The organism is Acidisphaera sp. S103, assembly GCF_009765975.1.
Taxonomy (GTDB): Bacteria; Pseudomonadota; Alphaproteobacteria; order Acetobacterales; family Acetobacteraceae; genus Rhodopila.
Window position 1 is genome coordinate 842 of the sequence record NZ_LMUJ01000102.1, and the last position, 265, is coordinate 1,106.

Sequence of the window (265 nt, forward strand, 5' to 3'; positions counted from 1 at the left end):
TGAATACTGTCTGTTTGCCAATCGTTATGGTATTCGTTGGCATACCAATGTGTTTGGCGGCAGCGAGACAGACGAGCAAACAATTTTCGGTCAACAGGCTATGCGGTTGGGTTATCTGCATCGCAAATTCTATGAGGCGCTGCGTGCCGGGCGGAAGATCATGACCATTTCCCGGGCCGAACCGCGCAAGCATCCGGTCGCGCTGCCATTTGCCGGCGAACCCGATTTGTGGGAGGAAAAGCCCGAGCGGCTGCGATTCGCCGAG

The 265-nt window shown here is 55.8% G+C and carries 1 protein-coding gene; it reads left to right on the plus strand.

Features of this window, described 5'->3' with window-relative positions; all coding sequences use genetic code 11:
* Positions 1-265 (plus strand): hypothetical protein (locus GSQ89_RS33865; protein ID WP_158932526.1); only part of this gene is annotated, 265 nt, incomplete at both ends.